Source organism: Lysobacter soyae, from assembly GCF_019551435.1.
In the GTDB taxonomy this organism is placed as follows: domain Bacteria; phylum Pseudomonadota; class Gammaproteobacteria; order Xanthomonadales; family Xanthomonadaceae; genus Solilutibacter; species Solilutibacter soyae.
Genome location: NZ_CP080544.1, coordinates 328,513 through 345,436 on the forward strand (window position 1 = coordinate 328,513; position 16,924 = coordinate 345,436).

At 59.3% G+C, this 16,924-nt stretch carries 15 protein-coding genes and 1 pseudogene; 12 read left to right on the forward strand and 4 right to left on the reverse strand.

Translation table 11 applies throughout. The annotated features are described in order from the left end of the window. The first annotated feature begins 4 nt into the window (after positions 1 to 4). Genes H8L67_RS01590 through fabG form a run of 8 tightly spaced genes read left to right on the forward strand, consistent with a single transcriptional unit; the run spans position 5 to position 6,787 of the window. Positions 5 to 694, forward strand: a complete 690-nt coding sequence (locus H8L67_RS01590; protein WP_220380057.1) for a hypothetical protein — start codon at positions 5 to 7, stop codon at positions 692 to 694. Further along, positions 691 to 1,449, forward strand: a complete 759-nt coding sequence (locus H8L67_RS01595) for a lysophospholipid acyltransferase family protein (RefSeq protein ID WP_220380058.1) — start codon at positions 691 to 693, stop codon at positions 1,447 to 1,449. Before H8L67_RS01590 ends, H8L67_RS01595 begins: the two co-directional genes overlap by 4 nt. Beyond that, the gene (locus tag H8L67_RS01600) at positions 1,446 to 1,724 is read left to right on the forward strand and encodes an ApeI family dehydratase (RefSeq protein ID WP_220380059.1); all 279 of its coding nucleotides are present in this window, start codon (positions 1,446 to 1,448) and stop codon (positions 1,722 to 1,724) included. Before H8L67_RS01595 ends, H8L67_RS01600 begins: the two co-directional genes overlap by 4 nt. Beyond that, positions 1,721 to 2,719 (forward strand): lysophospholipid acyltransferase family protein, encoded by a 999-nt coding sequence (locus tag H8L67_RS01605; RefSeq protein ID WP_220380060.1) that lies wholly within the window; start codon positions 1,721 to 1,723, stop codon positions 2,717 to 2,719. The genes H8L67_RS01600 and H8L67_RS01605 overlap by 4 nt, the downstream gene beginning before the upstream one ends. Then, complete coding sequence (locus tag H8L67_RS01610; protein ID WP_255555996.1) at positions 2,619 to 3,275, forward strand: LolA-related protein; 657 nt, start codon at positions 2,619 to 2,621, stop codon at positions 3,273 to 3,275. The genes H8L67_RS01605 and H8L67_RS01610 overlap by 101 nt, the downstream gene beginning before the upstream one ends. After that, positions 3,272 to 5,608, forward strand: coding sequence for an MMPL family transporter (locus H8L67_RS01615; protein WP_220380061.1), 2,337 nt, complete (start codon positions 3,272 to 3,274; stop codon positions 5,606 to 5,608). The genes H8L67_RS01610 and H8L67_RS01615 overlap by 4 nt, the downstream gene beginning before the upstream one ends. After that, complete coding sequence (locus tag H8L67_RS01620) at positions 5,605 to 6,060, forward strand: hotdog family protein (protein ID WP_220380062.1); 456 nt, start codon at positions 5,605 to 5,607, stop codon at positions 6,058 to 6,060. Before H8L67_RS01615 ends, H8L67_RS01620 begins: the two co-directional genes overlap by 4 nt. Continuing rightward, a complete protein-coding gene (gene fabG / locus H8L67_RS01625; RefSeq protein ID WP_220380063.1) occupies positions 6,053 to 6,787 on the forward strand; it encodes a 3-oxoacyl-ACP reductase FabG in 735 nt (244 codons plus the stop codon). Before H8L67_RS01620 ends, fabG begins: the two co-directional genes overlap by 8 nt. 3 nt (positions 6,788 to 6,790) lie before the next feature. On the opposite strand, the gene H8L67_RS01630 is transcribed toward fabG, so the two are convergent. The 4 genes and pseudogenes from H8L67_RS01630 to H8L67_RS01645 all read right to left on the reverse strand — a co-directional run. Next, a complete protein-coding gene (locus H8L67_RS01630; RefSeq protein ID WP_220380064.1) occupies positions 6,791 to 8,407 on the reverse strand; it encodes an NAD(P)/FAD-dependent oxidoreductase in 1,617 nt (538 codons plus the stop codon). 18 nt (positions 8,408 to 8,425) lie between these two features. After that, positions 8,426 to 9,190 carry a glycosyltransferase family 2 protein gene (locus tag H8L67_RS01635; RefSeq protein WP_220380065.1) on the reverse strand — a complete coding sequence of 255 codons (765 nt, stop codon included), beginning with the start codon at positions 9,188 to 9,190 and terminating at the stop codon, positions 8,426 to 8,428. Next, a complete protein-coding gene (locus H8L67_RS01640; protein ID WP_220380683.1) occupies positions 9,187 to 9,987 on the reverse strand; it encodes a beta-ketoacyl synthase chain length factor in 801 nt (266 codons plus the stop codon). The genes H8L67_RS01635 and H8L67_RS01640 overlap by 4 nt, the downstream gene beginning before the upstream one ends. Before the next feature lie 165 nt (positions 9,988 to 10,152). Then, positions 10,153 to 11,325: pseudogene (locus H8L67_RS01645) on the reverse strand (beta-ketoacyl-[acyl-carrier-protein] synthase family protein); the annotation flags it as partial. Positions 11,326 to 11,446: 121 nt separating this feature from the next. Between H8L67_RS01645 and H8L67_RS01650 the strand changes: the two are divergent. From H8L67_RS01650 to fghA, 4 genes are all read left to right on the forward strand, one after another. Then, complete coding sequence (locus H8L67_RS01650; RefSeq protein WP_220380066.1) at positions 11,447 to 12,133, forward strand: YdcF family protein; 687 nt, start codon at positions 11,447 to 11,449, stop codon at positions 12,131 to 12,133. An 88-nt stretch (positions 12,134 to 12,221) separates the two neighbouring features. Beyond that, positions 12,222 to 14,546, forward strand: coding sequence for a S9 family peptidase (locus tag H8L67_RS01655; RefSeq protein ID WP_220380067.1), 2,325 nt, complete (start codon positions 12,222 to 12,224; stop codon positions 14,544 to 14,546). 228 nt (positions 14,547 to 14,774) lie between these two features. Then, positions 14,775 to 15,884 (forward strand): S-(hydroxymethyl)glutathione dehydrogenase/class III alcohol dehydrogenase, encoded by a 1,110-nt coding sequence (locus H8L67_RS01660; protein WP_220380684.1) that lies wholly within the window; start codon positions 14,775 to 14,777, stop codon positions 15,882 to 15,884. Between the two features lie 196 nt (positions 15,885 to 16,080). Beyond that, positions 16,081 to 16,914, forward strand: a complete 834-nt coding sequence (gene fghA, locus H8L67_RS01665) for an S-formylglutathione hydrolase (protein ID WP_220380068.1) — start codon at positions 16,081 to 16,083, stop codon at positions 16,912 to 16,914. The last annotated feature ends 10 nt before the right edge of the window (positions 16,915 to 16,924 follow it).

Consider the following 16,924-nt stretch of genomic DNA (forward strand, 5'->3'; position numbering starts at 1 on the left):
GCCCATGGCGCCGCTGCTGCGCCTGATCGGTGTCATCGCCTATTTCTGGATGGCGCATCGCGCAATCGAAAGCGGAAGTGAGCTGTTCGCCGGTGTTGCCTTGGGCTTGTTGGTCTTCATCGTTTTTGTGGGTCGCCTATTGTTGGCGGAGCGCAAAGCCATCTTGATCAGCGGCGCATTGATTGCCCTGATTGTCGTGCTCGTTGCCACCCGTTATGCACTGACGAGTTTGTTGTTCGTGCCGACCATTTTCCTGGCATTGGCCGCAAGCTTGTTCGGCCGCACCTTGATCAAGGGCCGCACGCCCTTGTTGGTGACCGCGGCGAGTTTGGTCGAGGCAGTCAGGCCCGGCGATCTCGAAGCTGACGTTCGCACTTACACGAGGCGTCAAACCTGCGCATGGGCGGTGTTGTTGTCAGTACTTGCGGTGTTCAATCTGTTTTTGGCGTTGGTGGCAACGCCTGATGGTGTGCTTGCACGCATCGGTCATCCGGTGGGGGGACTGGTCAGCTCTGAAGCCGCAACCCGGCTGATGCCCTGGGTGATCTATCTTTCGGTGGCGGGTTTTCTGGTTGGTGAATTCATCTACCGGCAGAGGCGATTTCCGGGGCGCTACAAGAGTGCGTGGGATTACGTGCAAAAATTGGCGAAAGTGCCCATGAAGTCGTGGCAAACGGCGTTCGAGCAACCATGAGCGCCACCCTTACAAGCGGCGGTTTGCCCAAGCGCATTTGGAATACTGCGCAGTTTGCCTTCACGTTGTTGTTCACCTTCGTGTCGATTGCGTCGGTGCTCGCGTATCACGCCGTCACCCGTAACACTGACGCCATCCTGCGTGCCGCCTCATTCTGGTGGTCGAAAGTTCTTTTCATCGGTGCGCGCGCTACTTTGGTTGTCGAAGGGGCGGATGTCATTGATTGGTCGACGCCCTACTTGATTGTTTGCAATCACGCTTCGGTCATCGACATCCCCACCATGTTCCAAGCGGTGCCTGTGCCCCTGCGATTCCTGCTGAAAGAGGAAATGAATCGCATGCCGATGGTCGGGCTGTATGCGCGCCGGACCGGCATGTTGTTCATTGACCGTGACAACCCGCGGGCGGCGCCCAAAATGTTGCGCGACGCGGCGACGATGCTCTCCGAAGGCAAGTGCCTGTGCGTCTTTCCGGAAGGCACACGCAGTCGCAGCGGCGACATCGGCGAGTTCAAGTCGGGGCCTTTCGAGGCCGCCATCAAAGCCGGCGTGCAAGTGCTGCCCGTGTACTTGAGCGGTACCGGTCACGTTCTGCCGAGTGATGGATTCGCGGTCAATCGCGGCACGATTCGCGTGCATTTCGGTACCCCGCTGGCCACCCGAAACGCGGAAGGCGGCAAGGTGGATCGAAACACTTTGGCGCAAGCGGCGCAGCAGCAAGTGACCGCGATGCGTTCACAACGTGGCGGCCAATGAAGTTTCGTATCGGCGCAGACCATCCGGCTCTCCCTGGCCATTTCCCGGGGCAACCGATTGTGCCGGGCGTCGTGATTCTCGACCAGGTGCAACGCGCGATCGAGCACGAAGCCGGTGCGGCATCGCGATTGAAATTGTCGCAGGTCAAATTCCTGAATCCGCTGTTACCGGAGGAAGAGGCCGAGCTGACTTTTCAGGCGCAGGGTGACGGGTTCACATTCGTGGTATCGCGAGACGCCACAATGCTCGTGACAGGGCAGATGATTTTGTTATGACGGAAACTTGGACCGACCGCCCGGAAGGAGGCGGACATTTTGCGTTGTGGCTGATCCGTACCATCGCGCGCAAGTTGGGCCGTCGCATTGCACGTCTGCATCTGTATCCGATCACCGCCTATTTTTTGGTGAAGCGTGCACCCGAGCGGCGGGCGTCCATGGCCTATTTGGAGCGCGCACTCGGACGTAAAACCAGTTGGTTGGATGGCGCAAAGCACGTTCACACCTTCGCCTCGACGATTCTCGATCGCGTCTTCCTTCTCGGTGGCCCGCTGGACCGTTTCACTATCGAAGTGGAAGGCGTGGACGAGCTGCATGAGAAGCTCGACGAGGGCCGCGGCTTGCTGCTGTTCGGCTCGCACCTTGGCAGTTTCGAAGTGCTACGCGTCATTGCACAGCGTCGCCCTGACTACACCATCAAAATTGTGCTGGACAAAGCACAAAATCCGGCATTGACCCGATTGTTAGACGCGCTGAATCCAACGCTGGCGCGCAACATCATCGATGCGTCGCAAGACGGACCGACCATCGTTACTGAAATTCAACACGCGGCCAGCCAAGGCGCCTTGGTCGCGTTGTTAGTGGATCGTGTGCGCCCGGGTGAGCCAGCGCTGCCTGCGCAGTTTCTGGGTGCAACCGCGCGCTTTCCGACCTCGCCGTGGCTGATTGCCGCTGCCTTGAAAATACCGGTGACCTTGGGCTTCGGTTTATATCAGGGTGGCAATCGCTACAAGCTGGTTTTTGAACTGTTCGACAACGCTGTTGAAATCCCGCGTAACGCGCGCGCGCAAAGTTTGCAGGCGCTCATCCAGCGTTTTGCATCGAGGTTGGAACATTACGTAAAGCTTGAACCGTACAACTGGTTCAATTTCTACGATTTTTGGGAGTCTGAAGATGAACTTGTCTCACGTCACGCGTTGGATGACGCTGCTGTGCAGCGCCGCACTGCTTGCCGCGCTCGCCCTGCCGACAGCGCAAGCCAGCACCCCGGTTGACGCCGGCTGGGTATTGACCAAAATGGCGCGCCCGGCGCCGATGCGTACGCAATTCGTGGAAGTGCGCAGCTCGCGCTATTTGAAAACGCCGCTTCGCATCTACGGTGAATACAGTCGTCCCGACAACATCTCGATGGTGCGCACGGTCGTGGCGCCGTATTCGGAAGTGACCAAACTTCAGGGCAGCACCGCCACCATTACGCGGGGCAGCAGTGTACGGACGTTTTCCTTGAGTCGTGTGCCGGAATTGGCAGGCATGCAGGCCAGTTTCGGCGCTTTGCTGAGCGGTGATCAGTCGGCATTGAAGAAGGATTTTTCGGTCACCTCCACAGGCACCCGTGAACAATGGACCTTGCTGATGACGCCGAAAAACGCAGCCCTGGCGAAACAGATTCAAGACATCACCCTGTACGGCAGGGGCGCCGAGCTTCGCTGCATTGAAACGCGCGGCAAAGCACAAGGGCAAATGCAGCGGACCTTGCTGGCTTCGGCGGCCGCTGCGATCAAAGGGCAAACGTCGGACTCGGTGTTGGTGGCCACTTGTCACGGACAATGAGGCCGCTATCGGCGACATGGCGGGTGTCGCTGGCCCTGCTGTGGTTGGCTGTCTTGGTCGCCATCGGTGTGTGGCAGAGCCGCCACCTGCAAATGAGCGGCGATCTGCGCAAGTTCATGCCTTCCGCTGAAACGCCTGCACAAAGATTTCTTATGGACGAACTCGGCGAAGGGCCGGGTTCGCGTTTGTTGTTGATGTCTGTGGAGGGCGCACCGGCGGATGCCTTGGCGGCGCAATCGCGCCTCATGCAAGTGAAGCTGGCGGGCAACGCGGATTTCGTCTTGGTCTCGAACGGCGGCATGAGAGGTCTCGATGCCATTCCGGCGCGTTTGCGCAGCTACCGATATTTACTCAGTAACTCGGGTGTCCATCTGGATCGCGATGCTTTGTCATCTGCATTGCAGGAACGCTTGGCGGATTTGGGCTCGCCGGCTGCGGCGATGATCGAACCGCTATTGGGTGCCGACCCCACGCTGGAAACGCTCGCGCTTGCCCAACAATGGCAGCCCGCCAACGGGCCGCAAACCATTGACGGTGTTTGGTTTGATGCCGCCGGAAAGAAAAGCCTGTTGCTCGCGCAAACACGCGCGGCGGGATTTGATCCGACCGGTCAAGAACGCGCCGTTGCCGCCATCCGCACGGCCTTTGAAGCGAGCCGCCGCGAGGTGCCCGCCGCTTCCGGTGCGAAGTTGACCTTGACCGGCCCGGGTGCCTTCGCGGTGGAGATCGGCGGGCGGACTTCAAAAGAAGCATCAATGATCGGCACCATCGACGGCATCGCGCTGTTCATCCTGCTGATCCTGGCTTATCGCAGCTGGCGTACGCCGATTTTCGGAGCGCTGCCGTTGGCGACCGCCGGTGTTGCAGGTTTGGCTGCGGTCGCCCTATGTTTTGACGGCGTGCACGGCATCACGGTGGCCTTCGGTTTCACCTTGATCGGTGTGGTCCAAGATTACCCGATCCATTTGTTATCCCATCAACGCGCGGGCATTTCGCCTTGGGATAACGCCAGAAAAATTTGGCCGACATTGGCCACGGGTGTCGCCTCGACCTGCATCGCGTATTTCACATTCCTTGCGTCGGGCGTGGACGGTCTGAAGCAACTGGCGGTGTTCACGGTGGTTGGCTTGGTCAGTGCTGCGCTCACCACGCGATGCTTGCTGCCGGCGCTGATTGATCCTGCGCCGCGAGATCCGGCCGATTCACGCGCGTTGTCGCGTCTTTGGTTTCAGGTCGAGCGCATTCCACGCGCGCCCAGATGGGTGCTGGCCGGTATCGCGGCGGCGTCCCTGGCGGTGATTGTCTTGTCGCCTGCGGGGTTTTGGGAAAACGATCTGTCGAAGCTGACGCCGGTCCCGACAGCGGCCCTGAAGCAGGATGAGCAATTGCGCAGTGCGCTTGGCGCACCCGATGTGCGCTACGTGATCGCATTGCAAGCCAATACGGCGGATGCGGCCCTGCGCCGGTCGGAGCAACTCCAACCGAAGTTGGATGCCCTGATGGCTGACGGCGCCATCCAAAACTACGACATGGCTTCGCGTTATTTGCCGAGTGCGGAGAAACAGCGTACCCGGCAAGCGGCATTGCCGGATCCGGCGACCTTGCAACAGGCACTTGACGCCGCATTGGTCGACACCGATTTCCGTGCGGATGTCTTTGGCGATTTCCTGCGTGATGTGGAAACTGCACGCACGGCGCCGCCCCTTCGATTCAACGATTTGAAGGGCACACCGCTCGAATCCTCCTTGGGCGGCCTTCTGTTGCAACGCGAAGGGCATGCGACGGCATTGGTCTCGCTATCGGGCATTCGCGATGCGAGTGAAGTTCAAAGGGTGTTGTCGACTGACGGCGTGCAACTGTTGGACTTGAAGGCCGCATCCGAATCTTTGGTCATCGCTTATCGTCAGCGCGTTTTGTGGTCGTTGCTGGTGGCCTCCGTCCTGTTGGTGATGACGGTCTGGTTCGCCCTCAAACAACGTCACCGCGTGGTGCGCGTGTTGCTTCCCATGAGCTTGAGTCTTCTGTTGATCTTGGCGGTCTTGCGGGGGCTCGGCATCGAGCTGAACTTGTTTCATTTGGTTGCCTTCATTCTGGCGGCGGGCCTCGGACTCGATTACGCCCTGTTCTTTGAGCACGCCGGTGATGATCGTCCCGACCAGTTGCGCACTTTCCACGCCTTGATCGTCTGCAGTCTGACCACGGTGCTGGTGTTCTTCCTGCTGGCACTCTCGAGCATTCCGGTACTGCGCGCGATCGGGTTGACCGTCACCTTGGGCGTGATTTTCAATTTTGTTTTGGCGCTATGGATTGCACGGGCACCGACACGGGCATGAAGGACGATTTCGCCGCAGTTCCGATCGAGGCACTGGTTCCGCACAAGGGCGCTATGTGCTTGTGGGAGCGCGTCGTCGCATTCGATGCTGACTTCGTTGAATTGGAAACGCAAAGCCATCGGTCGCCGGACAATCCCTTGCGCTCTGAGGGTAGCTTGCGTGCCATCCACTTGTGCGAATACGGCGCACAAGCGATGGCCGTGCATGGCGGTTTGCTCGCGCAGCAAGGCGGCGAGGCGCGCAAAGGCTATTTGGTTGCGCTGCGCGGCGTAGACATCCGTTTGCCGCGAATCGACGACCTGACGTCGGCACTGCGCTGCCAAGCACGACTTTTGATGAACAGTGATGCGAGTCAGCAATACGAATTTCGATTGATGCATGCAGGTGAATGCATTGCAGAGGGAAGGGCGGCAGTTATGCTCGCGCCGAAGGGAGATGCACGTGATGAATGAAGCAAAGAAGAAGCGCGCACTGGTGACCGGCGGTTCGGGGGATATCGGATCGGCGATCTGCGTCGCCCTTGCGGACCAAGGCGTCCAGGTCATCGTCCATGCGAATGGCAATGTGGCCAAGGCGCAAGCGGTGGTGGATGGCATCTGCAAAGCGGGCGGCACGGCAGTGGCCGTCGCCTTCGATGTGACCGATGCGTCGGCGACGGCGAATGGGCTCGAAGCGCTTTTGAAAGAAGGGCCGATCGACATTGTGGTGAACAACGCCGGCATTCACGACGATGCGCCGATGGCCGGCATGTCGCATGCGCAGTGGCAGCGCGTTATTGATGTGTCTTTGAACGGTTTTTTCCATGTGACCCAACCGTTGTTGCTGCCGATGGCGCGGCAACGTTGGGGGCGCGTGGTGTGCGTGTCGAGCGTGGCCGCAACCATGGGAAATCGCGGCCAGACCAACTACGCGGCAGCCAAAGGCGCGTTGCACGGCGCGGTCAAATCTTTGGCGCGCGAAATGGGCAGCCGCGGCATCACGGCCAACGTGGTGGCGCCAGGCATCATCCGCGGCAGCATGACCGAGGGCGTGTTTGACGAAGCGCAAATCAAGGCCACGGTGCCCGCGGCGCGCGCAGGCACGCCGCCAGAAGTTGCGGCGCTGGTAGCGTTCCTTTGCAGCGACTCGGCCGCTTACATCAACGGCCAAGTCATCGGCATCAACGGCGGAATGGCCTGAGGCTTAAGCCGCGGCGTACCAAACCGGTTCGAGCAATGCGCTGGCGGGGCGTTGCAGATCTGTCGGCAGTTTTTCTTCGAGCGCGCTGAGATCAACGCCCGGGCAACGCGTCCGGATCACGTCGGCAATTTCAGCCGCCAAAGTCGCCAGTTGGCGCACATTGGCGTCGATCTTGCGAATGAATTCGGCGTCGGACAATTCGTCTCGCAGCGAGCGATTCAATTCTTTGAACCATTCGATTTTGTATTGGTCGAGCAGGCGACCGTCAGCCGGTTGGCCATGGCCGCTGGCTTCGTGCCACGCGCGCAGCAAGGGCTGCATCACGGCATTCAATGCGCTGGCCAGCTCCATGGTGGGACGCAGCCTTGACAGCACGCTCAGGTTGGCGATGCGTCCGGACATGTACAGGGGCGCCAGCAAGGCCCAGTAATAGGTGTAGTCCCAAACGACTTTGACCGGCATCACCAAGGCGTTGCCGAAGATCGGGTACTGATCTTGATACAGCGTCATGGTGTTCTCGTGGAAACCGAACAGCAGTTGCTGATAGATCTCGGCGTGCATGTCGAACGCCTGACCCGCCAGATCCTTGCAGATCATGTCGCAGATATAGGTGTTCGAGATGGCGATGAAGTCGCTGCCCGGGGAGTAGAAGGGATCCGGGAACACACCGGCTTCGCCGGTCAGTGCCCAGCGATGCTTCGAGTACACCTGTTTGCAGTCGTGTGAGAAGTGGCGCAGGAACTTGAAGTCGATGAACGCATGTTCTGGCTTCAGCAAACTCTCGTGCACCTGAGGTTGATGCTTGGCCAACCAGTTCATGAATTTCTCATGGGTGTTCATCGTGTCGAGCGGATGAATCGCTTGATCGGCCACGATTCCCACCGAGTGCGCATTGGATGACAGTGGAATCAACCAGATCCAATAGCCTTCGCCGCAGAGGTGGTTCGTTGCGCGCCAACGTTCGCGCGGTGTGCAACGGTCCAGCCATACTTCGTCGTTGGACCACAGATTCGGATCCACGCAGCCTTCCACGCGCGCCCAAGCGGAATTGACATCGTGTGCGTTCGGTTTGGTCAAATCGAGTTTGCGTTTCAGCAGGCTGGCGCGTCCCGCCGCGTCCACCACCCATCGTGTATTGAGGTGTTTACGCTCACCGGCCTGATCGAACGCCACTCGGTGCAAGCCGCCGTTTTCATCAAGATCGATTTGCTTGACCGCGGCATCCGTCAACACGGTCACGCCGGCGCGCAGTGCGTGATCCATCAGGAAGTTTTCAAAGCGACCGCGGTCCAACTGCCATGAGGGCGTCGGTAACAGCATGCTGACACCGATCTCGGCGCAATCTTCGATGCGTTGCGCGCAGTCGTTGAAATAGAAGCGAAAGCCGAACTTACGAATTTGATCGCTGTTCAGATGCTCGGAAAGACCTAGGTCGACACTGTAATAATGCGCGCCGATTTCCACTGAAGATTCGCCGACTTTGAAACCGGCGTCAGGTGCCGGGCCGTTACGTCGTTCGAGTACGACGATGTCGGTTTCGGGGCGCGCTTGCTTCAGTTGCAAGGCCAGTGTCAGACCGGCCAGGCCACCACCCAGAATGCAAACCGAAGTGTTATTCAACGCGAATTCCCCTGTGTTTCAAGATTTGAAAATACGAGCCGGATTGCGCCGGACATTCCGGTACTCGCGTACCACATGACCGTACGACAACACCTGCGCCACCACGTGTGAGGTGATGTTGTAGAGGTCACGGAAGAGTCGGAAATGACTCTTTCGAAACGCCTCGGCGGCGTCAGGCGATGCGTAACGGGCTTCGATCGGCACACAGACAATGCCCGCGCCGGCTTCGCGTGCCGCTGAGATCAGCAGCTGGGCTTCAAAGACGAAACCTTCGCCGGCAACCCCTTCCAATGCCATCACGTTTCGCGGATACAGTCGCTGGCCACTCTGCGTATCGACCACGCCGTAGCCGCAACCCCAGCTGATGCCCCAGTCGCCGAAGTCGTTGCCAAGACGCCGATACCAAGGTTGCGATGCGCGCTTTTTCATCCGTGCGCCGATGATGACATCGCCGGGATGGGCGTTGGCGGCTTCGATCAGCCGTGGAATGTCTTTGGCCAAATGCTGTCCGTCGCCATCCATGGTGGTCACCGCGAGCGCCCCCATCGCCAGTGCTTGTTTGAAACCGTCGCGCAATGATTGGCCTTTGCCCATGCGCTGCGGGTGTCGAATCAGCGTAATGGCTTGGTCTTTGACCAAATCTCCGGTGCCGTCATCAGAGCCATCATCAATGACGATGACCATGTCGGCATAGTTCAAGGCATCTTGAACGACTTCGCGAATACGCAGGCGCTCGTTCAAAGCGGGAATGACCACCGCAACGTTGTGGCGATCAAGCATCATGCCGGTTGTCTCAACTCCACGCGCAATACGCGGCCATTGCCGGCGTCCAAATCGACTTCGCCATCCGCGTTTCTGGCCATCAGGTCGAACAAGGGCAACATGCGCGACATGCGGTTGTCTTGCAATAGTGATGCCAGCGCATTGTCATTAGCATCGGCGACCCCTTCCAAGAACCGGGCGCGCAGACGGCAACCGCCGGGCTGACGCGACAAGACCAAGCCGCCGCCGAGCAAGCCCCGCCCGGTGCTGACGCTGGCAAGCGGTCCGACGGCAGCGGTATCAAAGGCGGAAAGCAGCACAGCCTCCTCACCCGATGCGATTTGAACCAGTGCTTCCATCAAACCTTGCGCAAACGTCGCGTAATAGGCGCTCACCGCGCTCGACGCTGCCATGCAGCCTTGTCCGATGGTCCAGTAACCGGCGGCCGCGTTGTGCACCGAGTTGTGGAACTTGGTCGGTGAAATCGACTCAGGTGCATCACGCAACGTTGCGCAGACATAGTCGGTGATGCCGAGATCGCCGTCGGTGCTGGCGAAAATTGATGCCAAGGTTTTCGGATCGCGACCCGACATCGTCACCGCCGACTGCGCCACTTCAAGGGCCACAGCGACGGAGTCCGGTGCGCGTCGACGCTCATTCGCCGGCAGCATTTGCGGCGAAGGTTTGGCCGGCGCGCTTTCCGGCAGTGCGCCGCTGGCAACGAATGCTTTCGCATCTTCCCAGCTGGGTAATCCGCTGCTCCAAAAACCGATGCCTTCCACTCGGGCTTCTAGGGGGGTGTTTGAGGAGCGCCTCATCTGCCCCTTCGGGGCATCTTCTCCACGGCGTGGAGAAGAGGGGGATTCTCCCTTCTCCACACCGTGGAGAAGGTGGCGCGCAGCGCCGGATGAGGCGCCTTTTTCCTTCTCCACGCCGTGGAGAAGGTGGCGCGCAGCGCCGGATGAGGCGCCTTCCCCACCCCACCCAAAAACCAAAGAACAATTGTTCCCACCAAACCCAAACGAATTATTCATCGCCACCCGAACCGGCATTTGCGCCGGCGCAAAGCGGATTTGCGGACCGCACACCGGGTCAGGCGTTTGACTGTTCAACGTGCCAGGAACGAAACCTTCTTCGAGCGCGATCAATGCGAACACCGATTCGACAATGCCGGCGGCGCCCAAGGTGTGACCCGTCCAACCTTTGGTGGAGGCAGCATGCAGCGTGGCCGGAAACATCGCCTTGATGGCGATGGCTTCCACTTGGTCGTTCGCGGGTGTCGAGGTGCCGTGCAGATTCAAGTAATCCACCGCTCCAGCGCCGAGGCCCGCGCGATCCAATGCCGCTTGCATGGCCATCCGCGCACCCAGGCCTTCCGGATGCGGCGTGCTCATGTGATGCGCATCGCTAGATTCGCCGTAGCCGAGTAACAGCAAACCGTCTTCCTGCGCGCCGGCCCGCTCAAGCACGGCAAATCCACCGGCCTCGCCGAGAGAAATTCCGTTGCGATGCTGATCAAACGGCTTGCAAGGTTCGGCAGACACCAAGCCCAAGGAATTGAATCCGAACAGCACACTGCCGCACAACGTATCAACGCCGCCGACCAAAGCGGCATCCGCTTCACCGGTTGCAATCAAGCGCGCTGCCTGGGCAAAGACCTTGGCACTGGAAGAGCACGCGGTGGCAACCGTGATGCAGGGACCGCGCACACCCGTGGCGTGTTGCAGGAAGTTGCCCAAGGAGTGGGGCGTGTGCACGATGGCGCGGTCGTATTTTTCAGAGAAACGCCCGTCGTCTGTCAGTTGAGTGTAGGCGTCCTCGCTCTCGCCGATGCTGGCGGTGGAGGTACCCACAACTAACGCGACGCGCTCCGCGCCATAGCGGTCCTTCATTTGATCCACGCATTCAAGCACGGCGTCTTGCTGCAAGCTGAGCCAGGCCAAACGATTGTTGCGGCACTCCCATTGCGACCACTCCGCCGGGAGCGCTGCGTCTTCCACGCCATCCACGCGACCGATGTGGCAAGCGAGTGGTGCGGTGCTGAAATCATTCGCCCGCAAGCCGCTGCGCTCGTCGCGCAATGCTGCCATCTGGGCTTGGCGTCCGTGTCCTAATGCCGTGGTGGCCGTATAGGCGCGCACTGCCAAGGGCGCCATGGGGGTCAGGGTCTTCGCTGGTGTCACAAATGTCTTCTTGGCAAGTTCGTCTCAATTATAGAGGTCGGTCACGTTTGCACGGTGGATCCCCCAACGGCCAATGAACGATTAAAATTGGTTCATGCGCAGCCGACGCGACCATAAACGCAGCTTGTTGAAAGATACCGATGTCCTTCAAGTGCTCGGCGTCTCCGCATTGGCCTGTGTGGGTTCGGCCGGTTTGCTCTATCTCTACTATTTCACCCGTGTCTGGCGGACTGCCGTGACGGCCCCTGTCGCTTCGGGAAATAGCGGTTGCCTTTTGGTGTTCGGCAAACATGCGCCGGGAGGCAGAACCGATCCGGATTTCAATGATCGCCTCGACCGCGCTGCCGCGTTGCTGAAAGCGGATGCCGGTCGAGAAGTGCTGCTGCTCGGCGGCGGGCCGGCCGGTGTGCCGACGGAAGCGGAAGTGGCGCTGAAAGGTTTGTTTGCCCGCGGTGTCGCCAGAGATGGCCATTTCCATCTCGAGCACGAGTCGCGCGATACCTTGCAGAATCTCCGCAATGCACGCGAATTGATGCAAAGCAGGGGCTTTGCGACCTCGGTCACTTTGCTCAGCAGCCGATATCACCTGGCGCGATGCCAGCAGTTCGCCCGACAACTCGGTCTTTCCGCCGAGCTGTGCGCGGCGGAAGGCCGTTTCCGTTGGAGCTGGTCGAGCGCCCGAAAGCTGGCTTCCGAAGCCTTTTACGTCTGTCTGACCGATGTGGGTACGCGTTGGGCGCGCCTGATCCGATCGGAGCGCATGTTGTTGCGCGTGACCTGAGGCAAGTTTCGTCAACTAATGGCACATGGAAGCCCGGTGCCCGTTTGCTACGTTCAGAGTCTATGTCTCCCGATCAAGGATTGACCTCATGGGCATTTCGATTCGCGCGCTTCCGTTGGCGGTGGCGCTGGTAATGGCAGGACCCGCTTTGGCGCAAAACACGACGGTCACGGAGGCCGATTATGCCCGTGCCGAAAAAATGCTGGCGCCGGCCACGTCGAAATTGATTGACGACGCGGTGTCCAATGTGAAGTGGTTGGACGGCGACCGCGTGTTGTTCGTGGAGCGTAACAACGGCAAGTCCGAATACAAGGTTTGGGACGCGGCATCAAAGAAGGCTTCGCGCGCGCTGGATGTGGACCGTCTGGCGAGCGAGCTTGCCACGGCATCCAAGGCAAAGGTCGATGCCGCGATGCTGCCGATGATGATGAGCGCGATGGTGCTCGAGAAAGACGGCAGTGTCAGCTTCGGCTATGCAAAGAAGCGTTGGACTTGTGACGCGAACTATAGCTGCAAGGAAGTCGAAGGCTTCGCCAAGAGCGCGCCCGGTGCCGCGCCTTCCGTGCCGTCGCCCAACGGCAAATACGAAGTTTTCATCCGCAACTGGAACTTGGTGCTGCGCGACAAGGCCAGCGGCAAGGAAACTCAGATCACCAAGGATGGCGTGACCGATTACGGCTATGCGACCGACAACGCCGGCTGGACGCACAGCGATCGTCCTGTGGTGGTGTGGTCGCCGGATTCGACGCGCATCGCGACTTTCCAACAAGACCAGCGCAAGACTTCGTCAATGACCCTGGTGTCGACGCGCGCCGGCGCGCCGGAAGTGCAAACCTGGAAATATCCGTTTGTCGGTGACAAAGACGTCACGATGATCGAACGCGTGATCATTGATGTCAGCAACCCGGCCGCAGCGAAGATGGTTCGTCTGAAGATGCCGGCCGATCAACACCGTTCGACCTTCTGCGACGACGTCAGCTGCAACGGCGGTTGGGAAGACGTGCAATGGGCGGATGACGGCAAATCCCTGGCCTTCGTAAGCACCGATCGCGGCCACAAGAGCGCCCAACTGCGCGTTGCCGACATCAATACCGGTGCGGTCCGCGACGTCTACAAGGAAACCGTCGCAACGCAATATGAAAGCGGCAATGGTGATCCGAACTGGCGCTACATGCCGGAAACCAACGAATTCATCTGGTTCTCGGAAAAGAGTGATTGGGGCCATCTCTACCTGCATGACCTCACCACCGGCAAAGTGAAAAAACAACTCACTTCGGGCAACTGGAATGTTTGGAAGATCGAGCGTTTCGACAAGCCGGGCCGCAACCTGTGGGTGCAAGCCGTCGGCAAAGAGAAGGGTGAAGATCCGTATTACAAGCACTTCTACAAAGTGAACATGGATTCTGGCGAGATCGTGTCTTTGACGCCGGAATCAGGTGACCACATCGTCACCGTGCCGGATGAAGGCATGCACTTCGTCGATCAAGTCTCGACCATCAACACCGCGCCAGTCTGGACGGTGCGCGACATGAACACCGGTGCGGTGGTGTCGGAAATCGCCAAAGCCGATCTTGCGCGACTGAAAGCATCGGGTTGGGTCGCACCGGAACCGTTTGTGGTGAAGGGGCGTGATGGCAAGACCGATATTTACGGCCAAATGTTCAAGCCATCGAATTTCGACGCGAAGAAGAAATACCCGATCATCACCTACATCTACCCGGGTCCGCAGGTTGGCTCGGTGCGTTCGCGCAGCTTCCAGCCGGCGCACGGTGACCACCAGGCATTGGCCGAACTCGGCTTCATTGTCGTGGCGATGGACGGTATGGGCACGCCGTGGCGTAGCAAGTCTTTCCACGATGCCTATTACGGCAACATGGTCGACAACACCTTGCCGGATCAGGTGGCGGGAATCAAAGCCTTGGCCGCGAAATACCCGTGGATTGATCTGGCGCGTGCCGGCATGTGGGGGCACTCCGGCGGCGGCAACGCCACCGCAACCGCCATGTTCATGTACCCGGATGTTTACAAGGTCGGCATTTCGGAAAGCGGTAACCACGACAACCGCATGTACGAAGACGATTGGGGTGAGCGCTATCACGGGCTGATGGTGGACGCCGGCGACGGCAAGACCAATTACACCGGTCAAGACAACGCCGCCCATGCCAAGAATCTCAAGGGCAAACTGTTCCTGATTCACGGCATGATGGATGACAACGTCCCGCCGCAAAACACCTTGTTGGTGGTGGATGCGCTGATGAAGGCGAACAAGGATTTCGACTTGTTGATGCTCCCGCATGCGCGTCACGGCTACGGAATCGACAGCAACTATGTGATGCGTCGTCGCTGGGATTACTTCGTCAAGAACTTGCTGGGCGCGGAACCGCCGAAGCAATACGAAATCGGCAAGAAGTAACGCGCGCACTCTCCCTTCTCCACTTCGTGGAGAAGGACAGCTTTGCCCCTCTCCATCTTTGATGGAGAGGGTGGCGCGAATGCGCCGGGTGAGGTGCTTTTCTTAAGTGCGCCTCATCCGCCCCTCCGGGGCACCTTCTCCACTCCGTGGAGAAGGACAGCTCATCCTCTCTCCAACTTTGATGGAGAGGCGCAAAACTGTACATAGAGACCAACCATGTCGCAAACCATCAAATCCCGAGCCGCCGTTGCCTTCGCCGCCGGTGAGCCCCTGAAAATCGTCGAGATTGATGTCGCGCCTCCCAAGGCCGGCGAAGTTCGCGTACGCATTACCCATACCGGCGTTTGCCACACCGATGCGTTCACCTTGTCCGGTGATGATCCGGAGGGTATTTTCCCCGCCGTGCTCGGCCATGAAGGTGCCGGAATCGTGGTGGATGTGGGCGAGGGTGTGACTTCTGTTGCGCCCGGCGATCATGTCATTCCGCTGTATACGGCCGAATGTCGCGAATGTCTGTTTTGCAAATCCGGCAAAACCAATTTGTGCGTCGCGGTTCGCGCGACCCAAGGCAAAGGCGTCATGCCGGACGGCACCACGCGCTTCTCTTACAACGGTGACCCGATCTACCACTACATGGGCTGCTCGACGTTCAGCGAGTACACGGTGGTTGCCGAAGTGTCTTTGGCCAAAGTGAACCCGGAAGCCAATCCTGAGCAAGTGTGTTTGCTCGGTTGCGGGGTGACCACCGGCATCGGTGCGGTACACAACACCGCCAAGGTGCAGGCGGGCGATTCGGTCGCGGTATTTGGTTTGGGCGGGATCGGTTTGGCCGTCATTCAAGGCGCACGCCAAGCCAAAGCCGGCCGCATCATTGCGATCGATACCAATCCGTCGAAATTCGACATGGCGCGATCCATGGGTGCGACGGATTGTGTGAATCCCAAAGATCACGACGCACCCATCCAGCAAGTCATCGTTGAGATGACCGGGTGGGGTGTGGACCACTCCTTCGAATGCATCGGCAATGTTCAGGTCATGCGCGCCGCGCTCGAGTGCGCGCATCGCGGTTGGGGGCAGTCGGTGATCATCGGTGTTGCCGGCGCCGGCCAGGAAATTTCCACCCGTCCTTTCCAGCTCGTGACCGGCCGTAAATGGATGGGCACGGCGTTCGGCGGGGTGAAAGGTCGCACGCAGTTGCCGGGCATGGTGGAAGACGCGATGCGTGGAGACATTGATCTTGCGCCGTTCGTCACGCACACCATGGGGCTGGATGACATCAACGCGGCGTTCGACTTGATGCACGAAGGCAAATCCATTCGTAGCGTCGTCCACTTCTAATGCCCCCCACCTTCTCTACAAAGTGGAGAAGGTGTTCCGGATGGGTGGATGAGGCGCTGCTCGAAAAAGCGCCTCACCCGGCGCATTCGCGCCACCCTCTCCATCAAAGATGGAGAGGGGCTAAGCTGTCCTTCTCCACAACGTGGAGAAGGTGCCCGGAAGCGGGCGGATGAGGCGCTCTTAAGCGAGTCCTACAATGACCCAAAGAATCGAACATCACGCTTGTTTCGGTGGCTGGCAAGACGTTTACCAGCACCGCTCCGAAGTACTCGACTGCGACATGCGTGTGGGCGTCTACTATCCGCCGCAAGTCGCGCATGGCCCGTGCCCGGTGTTGTATTGGCTGTCGGGATTGACCTGCACCGAACAAAATTTCATCACCAAAGCGGGCGCGCAACGCTATGCCGCCGAGCACGGCATCATCCTGGTGGCACCGGATACCAGCCCGCGCGGCGAGGGTGTGCCGGATGCCGACGGTTATGACTTGGGACAGGGCGCGGGCTTCTACGTCAATGCGACGCAAGCACCTTGGTCACGGAACTTCCGGATGTACGACTACATCGTCGACGAATTGCCCGCATGGGTGGAATCCGATCCGGCGGCAAGTAGCGTGCGTGCCATCAGCGGACACTCGATGGGTGGACACGGGGCGTTGATGATTGCCTTACGCAATCCCGGCCGATATCGCAGCGTGTCGGCTTTTTCGCCGATTGTTGCGCCTTCGCAGGTGCCTTGGGGGGAGAAGGCGTTTTCGGCCTATCTCGGAGAACGATCCGAGGCGTGGAAAACCTACGACACGGTCGAATTGATCGCCGGAGATCTGTCCGAACGATTGCCGTTGAAAATCGATCAGGGCGAGGCGGACGAATTTCTGGATGCGCAATTACAACCGCAGCGATTGGCGGAAAGCTGCGCAGCCCGAAACCATCCTTTGGACTTGAAGCTTCGCAGTGGCTATGACCACAGCTATTACTTCATCCAGTCGTTCATCGGCGAGCACGTGGCCTATCACGCGAAGGCGATGGCCTGAGTCACCTCTG

Bases quoted from the DNA above. Each gene is read 5' to 3' on its own strand.
- H8L67_RS01640 (WP_220380683.1), bottom strand. From the start codon at position 9,987: ATGAGGCGCTCCTCAAACACCCCCCTAGAAGCCCGAGTGGAAGGCATC.
- H8L67_RS01605 (WP_220380060.1), top strand. From the start codon at position 1,721: ATGACGGAAACTTGGACCGACCGCCCGGAAGGAGGCGGACATTTTGCG.
- H8L67_RS01635 (WP_220380065.1), bottom strand. From the start codon at position 9,190: ATGATGCTTGATCGCCACAACGTTGCGGTGGTCATTCCCGCTTTGAAC.
- fghA (WP_220380068.1), top strand. From the start codon at position 16,081: ATGACCCAAAGAATCGAACATCACGCTTGTTTCGGTGGCTGGCAAGAC.
- H8L67_RS01590 (WP_220380057.1), top strand. From the start codon at position 5: ATGGCGCCGCTGCTGCGCCTGATCGGTGTCATCGCCTATTTCTGGATG.
- H8L67_RS01655 (WP_220380067.1), top strand. From the start codon at position 12,222: ATGGGCATTTCGATTCGCGCGCTTCCGTTGGCGGTGGCGCTGGTAATG.
- H8L67_RS01620 (WP_220380062.1), top strand. From the start codon at position 5,605: ATGAAGGACGATTTCGCCGCAGTTCCGATCGAGGCACTGGTTCCGCAC.
- H8L67_RS01610 (WP_255555996.1), top strand. From the start codon at position 2,619: ATGAACTTGTCTCACGTCACGCGTTGGATGACGCTGCTGTGCAGCGCC.
- H8L67_RS01595 (WP_220380058.1), top strand. From the start codon at position 691: ATGAGCGCCACCCTTACAAGCGGCGGTTTGCCCAAGCGCATTTGGAAT.
- H8L67_RS01615 (WP_220380061.1), top strand. From the start codon at position 3,272: ATGAGGCCGCTATCGGCGACATGGCGGGTGTCGCTGGCCCTGCTGTGG.
- fabG (WP_220380063.1), top strand. From the start codon at position 6,053: ATGAATGAAGCAAAGAAGAAGCGCGCACTGGTGACCGGCGGTTCGGGG.
- H8L67_RS01600 (WP_220380059.1), top strand. From the start codon at position 1,446: ATGAAGTTTCGTATCGGCGCAGACCATCCGGCTCTCCCTGGCCATTTC.
- H8L67_RS01650 (WP_220380066.1), top strand. From the start codon at position 11,447: ATGCGCAGCCGACGCGACCATAAACGCAGCTTGTTGAAAGATACCGAT.